The 6,947-nt window shown below is 62.4% G+C and carries 4 protein-coding genes; 2 read left to right on the forward strand and 2 right to left on the reverse strand.

Features of this window, described 5'->3' with window-relative positions:
• Nucleotides 1-123 precede the first annotated feature (123 nt).
• Nucleotides 124-1,566, reverse strand: a complete 1,443-nt coding sequence (locus SNL23_RS00530; protein ID WP_318301308.1) for a mechanosensitive ion channel domain-containing protein — start codon at nucleotides 1,564-1,566, stop codon at nucleotides 124-126.
• Between the two features lie 63 nt (nucleotides 1,567-1,629).
• Nucleotides 1,630-2,496 (reverse strand): pirin family protein, encoded by an 867-nt coding sequence (locus SNL23_RS00535; RefSeq protein WP_318301309.1) that lies wholly within the window; start codon nucleotides 2,494-2,496, stop codon nucleotides 1,630-1,632.
• A 198-nt stretch (nucleotides 2,497-2,694) separates the two neighbouring features.
• Between SNL23_RS00535 and SNL23_RS00540 the strand changes: the two genes are divergently transcribed.
• Complete coding sequence (locus SNL23_RS00540; protein ID WP_076015700.1) at nucleotides 2,695-3,801, forward strand: efflux RND transporter periplasmic adaptor subunit; 1,107 nt, start codon at nucleotides 2,695-2,697, stop codon at nucleotides 3,799-3,801.
• Nucleotides 3,802-3,803: 2 nt separating this feature from the next.
• Nucleotides 3,804-6,875, forward strand: coding sequence for an efflux RND transporter permease subunit (locus SNL23_RS00545; RefSeq protein WP_318301310.1), 3,072 nt, complete (start codon nucleotides 3,804-3,806; stop codon nucleotides 6,873-6,875).
• Nucleotides 6,876-6,947 lie beyond the last annotated feature (72 nt).

Raw genomic sequence — 6,947 nt, forward strand, 5'->3', positions numbered from 1 at the left:
AAGCGAGGCACCGAGTGGTGGGGCAAAGACCTTTTGGTTACTTTTGGGGCGTTTGCCAAAAGTGACCCGCTGTAAGAGCGGAACCATAAGCCGCCGTTACCGCAGCAACGGATATGTACACCTTCAGGCCCGACTCCGCAGCCACTGCATAAACCCCTTCTTAACCGGCACCACAGGCGCCTCCTGCGTCAAACTCTGAGCCGCATGCAACCTGAAATCCAACAAACTCTTCATCGCCTCACTAATGTCATGCCGAGCATCCAGACAAGGCTTCAGATACTCCTTCTCAATCCGATACAACGTACAAAACGTCTTCGCCAAAAAGTCCGCAGGCACACCCTGCTCCGACAAAATCCCGGCCTCGCCGATCACCTCGCCAGGCCCCATCCGCCCGGCTTCAAACTTGTGCCCAGCCTTGGTCAACATCACCGAAATCACCCCGGACTCAATGATAAACAGGTGATCACTCACCTCCCCGGCCGGCAAAATCATCTCCCCGGCGCGGAAGGTCTGCAGCGTCATGTTCTGGCTGAACGTCTCCTTCTCCTCCTGCCTCAACGTCGAGAAAATAGACGAACTCTCCAACAACGCCCGAGCCCGGGAAACCGCTACCGGCGCATTACTCTCCGCCGCCGACAACAAACTCACCCCCGCCGCCTGCAAATGCCGAAACGCCAAATCATAAAGCTGGTTACGCACCTCACGCTTGAGCGTCATCGCCGGCACAAACCCACTGATCTCATACTCCACCCCACCACTGGCCGACGTCTTGAACGCCACACTCGGCGCTGGCTTGGCCAACAATGGCCGACACCCCTGCATCGCCCGCTCCAACGCATCCAGCACGGTTTGCGGCCGCGCATGGGGGCTGACCTGCAGGCTGACCGACAAGCCAAACATATCCGCCGGGCGCGAGAAGTTGATGATCTTGGCCTTGGCCGCCAACGAATTGGGCACCACCGCCAGGCTGCCCTGGGAGGTTTGCAGTTGAGTGGCACGCCAGTCGATGTCGATCACCCGGCCTTCGATGCCGTCGATGGAGATCCAGTCATCCAGTTGGTAGGGCTTGGTGGTGTTGAGGACGATGCCGGAAAACACGTCGCTCAAGGTGCTTTGCAACGCCAGGCCGACGATGATCGCCACCGCGCCGGAAGTGGCCAGCACGCCCTTGACCGGCAGGTCGAGCACGTAGGCCATGGCTGCGATGATCGCGATCAGGAAGATCACCGCGCCCACCAGGTCCTGCAACAGCCGCCCGGTGTGGCCGACCCGCTGCATCATCACCGCGCCGAGCAATACCGTGAGGGTGCGTGCCGCGAACAACCACCAGCCGATCTGGAACGCCGTCGCCGCCAGGTGCAGCGCCACGTTGTCGCCAAACGGCGCGACCTGCATCGGGTTCATGCCTTCGTTGAACAGCACGGCGCTGAACACCGCAAAGATCACCAGCCGCGCCGCCAGCTTCCAATTGGCGAAATCGGCAGAGATCAGGCGCCATACGGCAATGTCGATCAGCACCAGCGCCAACGCACAAAACATCGGGTGATCGGAGATAAATGAGGGCATCCAGGCGACTCCAGGGCGAATGCCATGAAGATCGCATGAAATGCCTTTGGAGGGTATAGCGCCCTAGCGCTGCATCTGCCCGAAGTGCCCGGACTGATAGTCAGCAAACGCCTGGTGGATTTCCTGCTCGGTGTTCATCACAAACGGGCCGTGGCCGACGATGGGCTCGTCGATCGGTTCGCCGCTGAGCAACAACACCATGGCATCGTCGCTGGACTCAAGGCGCAGTTGCGTGCCGTCGCGCTCAAACAGCGCCAACTGCCCTTCCCGCGCCACGTCTGTCGCGTTAATCCGCACCGTGCCGCGCAATACCACCAGCGCCGTATTGCGCCCTGCGTGCAGGTCCAGCGTCACCGAACGGCCGGCGTTGAGGCGCATGTCCCACACGTCGATCGGCGTGAAGGTTCGGGCCGGGCCCTTGACCCCGTCGAACTCGCCCGCGATCAAGCGCAGGCTGCCGGCGTTGTCGGCCAGGGGCAGCGTCGGGATATCGCCATCGAGGATGGTCTGGTAACCGGCATCGGTCATTTTGTCCTTGGCCGGCAGGTTGACCCACAACTGGACCATTTCCAGGGCGCCACCGCTGCGGGCGAATGCCTCGGAGTGAAACTCCTCGTGAATGATGCCCTTGGCTGCGGTCATCCATTGCACATCGCCCGGGCCAATGGTGCCGCCGGCGCCGGTGGAATCGCGGTGCTCGACTTCGCCCTTGTAGACGATGGTCACGGTTTCAAAACCGCGATGGGGATGCTGGCCCACGCCGCGTCGTTGCTCGGTCGGGGTGAACGCCGCAGGACCGGCGTGATCCAGCAACAGGAACGGGCTGATCTGCTTGCCCATGGTGTCGTAGGAAAACAGGGTACGAACCGGAAAGCCGTCGCCGACCCAATGGGCGCGCGGGCTGGTGTAGAGGCCGATGATCTTTTTCATATGTGTCTCCAGTAATGGATACACCTTAAATCCGATACCAATTCAGCGCTAGACGGCAAAATCGGCCTGGATCGTCCTACCTATGGAACGGAAGTTCGAGGGCTGGATTATTTTATATTTCGGCCATAATATGGCGTTAAATATTACGCACGTAATTTTTTATCACCTAACACGCTCACCCGCCCCACGGAGCCCGACATGAACCCTCTTCCCCTGCGTCTTCTCACGCCCCTGGCCCTGTTAGCGGTACTCAGCGGCTGTAACAACAAGGCCGACCCCGTCGCCGAAGCACCCCTGCCCCGCCCGGTGCTCGCCGCCAAGGTCGAAGCCGCCGGCAGCCAGCAAAGCGCCTACACCGGCGTAGTGGCTGCACGTACGGAAAGTGACCTGGGGTTCCGCGTCAGCGGCAAGGTGATCGAGCGCAAGGTGGATCCCGGCCAGCACGTCAGCCGTGGCGACACCTTGCTGGTGCTGGATATCGGCGACTTCGAACTGGCCCTGCGCTCGGCAAAAAACCGCGTCAATGCGGCCCAGGCGCAACTGCGTCAACGGCGGGATGACGAATCCCGCTACCAGCGCCTGGCGAATACCGGCGCCGTGTCGCGGCAGATTTTCGACCAGTCCGCCACCAACCTGCGGGTGGCCGAAGCCGAACTGGCCTCCGCGCAATCCGACGCCAGCCAGATCGAAAACCGCCGCACCTACTCGGTGCTGAAGGCCGATAGCGACGGCATCATCACCGACGTGCGTGTAGATCGCGGCCAAGTGGTGGCCGAGGGGCAAGTGGTTGCGCGCCTGGCCCACGACGGCGCCCGGGAAGCCATCGTCAACCTGCCGGAAAACCAGCGCGACCAGGCTTCGCAAAAAGCCCTGGCCTTCCCCTTCGGCGCCCCCGAACAGGCGGTGACGGCCACCTTGCGCGAGCTGTCCGCCAGCGCCGACCCGACCACCCGCACCTACCGTGCGCGCTATGTATTGCATGGCCCCGTCGACCGCTTCGCCCTCGGCTCGACCATCACCGTGCGCCTGCAAGGCGACGGCCAGGCCCAACAGACCCGCGTGCCCATTGGCGCACTGCAGGATGCCGGCAAAGGTACCGGTGTGTGGGTGATCGGCGCCGACGACAAGGTCAGCTTCACCCCGGTCAAAGTCGCCAGCCTCGGCCAGGAAGACGCGTTGCTGGACAGCGGCGTGAGCCCTGGCCAAGTAGTCGTCGCCCTTGGAGCGCACCTGCTGCACAGCGGTGACGCGGTACGCCTGTTGCCGGCCCAGGTATTGGCCCTCAACCGTCAGCAGGAACACTGATAATGCGCGGGATCAACCTCTCCGAACTGGCGGTCAAACATCGCGCGGTCACGCTGTTCCTGATCATCGCGATCCTCGCCGCCGGGGTCTTTGCCTTTGGCAAACTGGGGCGCGCCGAAGACCCTTCGTTCACCGTCAAGGTCATGACCATCACCGCCGCCTGGCCCGGCGCTACCGCCCAGGAAATGCAGGAACAAGTGGCCGACCGCCTGGAAAAACGCCTGCAGGAGCTGGACTACTACGACCGCGTCGAAACCATCGCCCAGCCGGGTTTTGTCTCGATGCGCATGACGTACCTGGAGTCCACGCGCCCCAGCGAGATCCAGGACCTGTTCTACCAGACCCGCAAAAAGCTCAGCGACGAAGCCGCGAAGTTGCCCAAGGGCGTGATCGGACCGTTCTTCAACGATGAATACTCCGACGTGTACTTTTCCCTCTACGCGCTGGAGGCCGAACACCTGCCACACCGGCAATTGGTACAGATGGCCGAGGACATGCGCCAAGGCCTGCTCAATCTGCCGGGGGTGAAGAAGGTCAATATTCTTGGCGAGCAGGCGCAGCGGATCTTCGTCGAGTTTTCCTATGAGCGCCTGGCCACGTTGGGCATCAAGCCCGAACAGATCTTCGCCGCCCTCGCCGCCCAGAACGCCGTAGCGCCTTCAGGCTTTGTCGAGACGGCCGGGGCACGTGCCTATATCCGCATCGATGGCGCTTTCGACAGCCTGGCGCTGATCGAAAACGTCCCGCTGGAAGCCAACGGCAAGCTGCTGCGCATCGCCGATGTGGCCACCGTCAGCCGGGGCTATGAAGACCCGCCCAGCTACCGCATCCGCCATCAGGGCGACCCGTCGCTGATGCTCGGTGTGATCATGGAGAAGCACTGGAACGGCCTGGAACTGGACAAGGCCCTCAAGGCCCAGGAAGCGAAAATCCAGGCCGACCTGCCCCTGGGGGTCAACTTTGCCAAGGTCTCCGACCAGGCGAAAAACATCAGCCTGGCGGTCAACGAGTTCATGCTGAAGTTCTTCGTTGCCCTGGCAGTGGTGATGATCATCAGCCTGCTGGCCCTGGGGTTCCGGGTCGGGCTGGTGGTGGCGGCCGCCGTGCCGCTGACCCTGTCGATCGTATTTGTAATCATGCTGATGACCGGCCGTGAATTCGACCGGGTGACCCTGGGCGCGCTGATCATTTCCCTCGGCCTGCTGGTGGACGACGCGATCATTGCGATTGAGATGATGGTGGTCAAACTCGAAGAAGGTTTTGACCGGATTCATGCGGCCACGTTTGCCTGGAGCTCCACCGCCGCGCCGATGCTCACGGGCACGCTGGTGACGATTATCGGCTTCCTGCCGGTGGGTTTCGCCCGCTCGGGCGCCGGGGAATATGCCGGGAATATCTTCTGGATCGTCGGCTTTGCGCTGATCGCTTCGTGGCTGGTGGCGGTGGTGTTCACGCCGTACCTGGGGGTCAAGCTGCTGCCGCACATCCAGCCGGTTGCCGGCGGCCACGATACGATTTATGCCGGGCGTTATTACCAGAAACTGCGCCGCCTGGTGGACGCTTGCGTGCGCAGACGCTGGCTGGTGACCGGGCTGGTGGTGGCGGCATTCGTGTTGTGTGGCCTGGGCATGGGCGTGGTGAAGAAGCAGTTCTTTCCAAACTCCGACCGCTCCGAGCTGATTCTTGAGGTGTACATGCCGCCGGGCAGCGCCTTCAAAAGCACCGAAGCGGTAGCGGCGCAGGTGGAAAAAGCGCTGATGGAGGAGCCGCAAACCGTGATGGTCGACACCTACGTCGGCGGTGGTGCGCCGCGGTTTTTCCTGTCGCTGAACCCCGAGTTGCCAGACCCGGCCTTCGCCAAGCTGATCGTGCAGACCGCCGACGCCCACGCCCGGGACGCCCTGAAAAAACGCATGGATGAACGCATCGCGGCAGGCGAATTTCCATCGGCGCGGGTGCGGGTCACCCAGTTGGTGTTCGGCCCGCCGGTGCCGTTCCCGGTGGTGTTTCGCGTGTCCGGTCCCGACCTGAATGTGCTGCGCAGCCTGTCTGAAGACGTGCGCCAAGTGGTCGCCGCCAACACCCTCACCCGCGACAGCTTCCTCGACTGGGGCGAGCGCGCCAGCAGCTATCGCCTGGTGCTGGATCAGGACCGCCTGCGCCTGCTGGGCTTTACCCCCGACGGGGTGAAATCCCAACTCAATGCGTTGCTCAGCGGCAACCCGATCACCGAAGTACGCGAAGGCAATCGCACCGTTTCAGTGGTCGCCCGCTCCCAGGGTAGCCAGCGCGAAGACCTCGGCAACCTGGACAACATGACCCTGACCAACAGCGCCGGCGTGTCGGTGCCATTGGCCCAGGTCGGGCATTTCCAGGCGGTGATGGAAGAACCGATCCTCAAGCGCCGCAACCGTGCGCTGACCGTGGAAGTGCGCGCCGACATCGTCGACGGCACCCAGCCGCCGGATGTGGAAATGGCGGTGTACAAGGATCTGCAGCCCTTGATCGCCAAGCTGCCGGCCGGTTATCAAATCGTCATCGGCGGCCCGGTGGAAGAAAGCGCTAAGGCCAACGTCGCCCTGGCGGCGCTGTTCCCGATCATGATCCTGCTGACGTTGACCGTGATCATGTTCCAGGTGCGTTCGTTCGGGGTGATGGTCATGGTGTTCGCCACCGCGCCACTGGGGCTGATCGGGGCGGTGCCGACGTTGCTGCTGTTCAACCAGCCGTTCGGGTTCAACGCGATATTGGGGCTGATCGGGATTGGCGGGATCTTGATGCGCAATACGCTGATCTTCACCGACCAGATTCGGCAGAACCAGGACCAGGGCATGGTGATTCGCGAAGCGATCATCGAAGCCACGGTGCGCCGGGCACGGCCGGTGATCCTGACCGCGCTGGCGGCGGCGTTGGCGTTTATTCCGCTGACGTTGTCGGTGTTCTGGTCGTCGCTGGCGTATGTGCTGATTGGCGGGGTGCTGGTGGGGACGGTGTTGACGTTGCTGTTCTTGCCGGCGCTGTGCAGTTTGGTGTTGGGGCGGGAGAAAACCCGGGAAGCGGTGATCGCAACCTGACCTCACTAACACCACAGAACCCATGTGGGAGCGGGCTTGCTCGCGAAGACGGTGTATCAGTTAACGAGATAT

Origin of the sequence: Pseudomonas sp. SED1 (assembly GCF_034044025.1) — a bacterium.
Taxonomy (GTDB): Bacteria; Pseudomonadota; Gammaproteobacteria; order Pseudomonadales; family Pseudomonadaceae; genus Aquipseudomonas.

Excerpts from the sequence above, each read along its gene's own strand:
- SNL23_RS00530 (WP_318301308.1), bottom strand. The coding sequence starts at position 1,566 with ATGCCCTCATTTATCTCCGATCACCCGATGTTTTGTGCGTTGGCGCTG.
- SNL23_RS00535 (WP_318301309.1), bottom strand. The coding sequence starts at position 2,496 with ATGAAAAAGATCATCGGCCTCTACACCAGCCCGCGCGCCCATTGGGTC.
- SNL23_RS00540 (WP_076015700.1), top strand. The coding sequence starts at position 2,695 with ATGAACCCTCTTCCCCTGCGTCTTCTCACGCCCCTGGCCCTGTTAGCG.
- SNL23_RS00545 (WP_318301310.1), top strand. The coding sequence starts at position 3,804 with ATGCGCGGGATCAACCTCTCCGAACTGGCGGTCAAACATCGCGCGGTC.